Here is a 1,641-nt window from a genome sequence, read left to right as displayed (position 1 = left end):
GGCCGGTACCCGCCGATCACCCCTGGCGGTGCATCAGAGAAGGCAGGGTGCGGGTGCTGGTCGGCACCGGGGTGCGGGCGTCGTTGGGCAGGGTGCCGCGGACGGGGTGGGAGCGCTCGTAGTAGTGCTCGTGGCCGCACACCACCAGGTCGACCCCGTAGGCGTCGAACAGCGGGCCCCAGGTCTCGCGCAGGCCGAGGTCGCTGCCGGAGCCGTGCTTCGAGCTGGAGATCATCGGGTGGTGCATGCAGACCACGATCCAGTCGATCGCCCGGTTGTTCCGCGTCGTCCGCAACTCCCGCTCCAGCCAGCGCCGTTGGGCTCCGCCGGAGAAGCCGCGCAGGTAGACGTCGCCGGAGTTCTGGATGGCCTCGTCGTCGTTGGCGAGGCTGATGAAGCGCACCGAGCCGACGGTGAAGGCGTACCACAGGCCCCGGGTCTCCTCGTCGGAGGAGGCCGAGGAGTCGGGGAGGGAGAAGTACGCCTGGTAGCCGAGCGCGCCGATCGGGCCGTTGCCGCCCTCGTTCTCGTGGTTGCCGACGCAGGGCATCCAGGGCCGCAGCCGGGTGGAGCGGCTGTTGCTGATGAACCAGTCGGCCCAGGTCGCGGTGCGGCTCTGGCCGTGGCGGCCGGCGTAGGAGGAGTAGCAGAGGTCGCCGTTGATGAGGTTGAACAGCGGGCCGACGCGCTCGACGGCGGCGACGATGTCGGCGGAGGCCGCGGTGCCGACCTGGCTGCTCATGAACACCGGGTACTTGCCGAGCGGTGAGGGCATCCCGTCGGGGAAGGTGATCCGGCGGCGGAGGTTGGGCGCGGCCTGGTCGCCGAAGCTGGTGAAGGTGAACGGGGCGCGGCCGCGCGGGGCGGTGGTGAAGGTGCCGGTCTCGGGGGTGGCCCCGTCGTGGCCGGCGCTGTAGAGGTAGGTGGTGCCCGGGCGCAGGCCGGTGAGCCGCGCGTGGTGGACGTACACCTCGACCTTGTCGATCGAGTCCCGGTAGGTGCGGGTCTCGGCCTGGACGACCCGGCCGAGGCCGCCGTCCGGTGAGCCGTACCGTACCTGCGGGCGGCGAACGGACTGCGGGGTGAGCCAGGAGACGGTCATCTCCGTGCCGGCGTCGGTGCCGAACTGGAGGTGCAGCCCGGACACCGCGGCCGTTCCGGAGCGGTGCGGGGTGGTCTGCAGGAGCGGGCTGGTGGGCGCGTCGTCGGCCGGTTGGGCGGCCGCGGGTTGCGCGCCCGCCGTCGAGGCCGCGGCCACCAGGGCGGCTCCGGCCGCCGAGGTGCCCTTGAGGATGGACCTGCGTGCAATGGTCATGAGGACTCCGCCTGCCGAGTGGGGGTTCGACAGGCAGTCACTTTAATGACATGTGCACGTAAAGACGATCGTTTTCGCAGCTTCCGTTCGCACGCTTCGTTCTCGGGCCTCGCTCGCAGGCTTCGTTCGCAGGGCCCGTCCACAGGGCCCGTTCGCAGGGCCCGTTCGCAGGGACGGGCGCCTACGCCTTGCGGCCGACTCCCCCATACACCCCGACCTTCCCCTCGCCCGGCGCCGGGCCCCCGGCGGGCTCCGGGTGCCAGCGGTCGTGGGTGCGGACTAGGGGCGGGCCGTCGGGCACGGAACCGGGGTGGGCGGCCGGCGGC

General features: G+C 72.2%; 1 protein-coding gene. It reads right to left on the bottom strand.

Translation table 11 applies throughout. The features are described from left to right. Nucleotides 1-16: 16 nt before the first annotated feature. Nucleotides 17-1,315, bottom strand: a complete 1,299-nt coding sequence (locus ACWDCZ_RS41140; RefSeq protein ID WP_449818693.1) for a purple acid phosphatase family protein — start codon at nt 1,313-1,315, stop codon at nt 17-19. Nucleotides 1,316-1,641 lie beyond the last annotated feature (326 nt).

It is taken from the genome of Kitasatospora sp. NPDC001225, from assembly GCF_053597855.1.
Note: the sequence above shows the minus strand (reverse complement) of the source record. Positions and strands in the feature narration are given on the sequence as shown.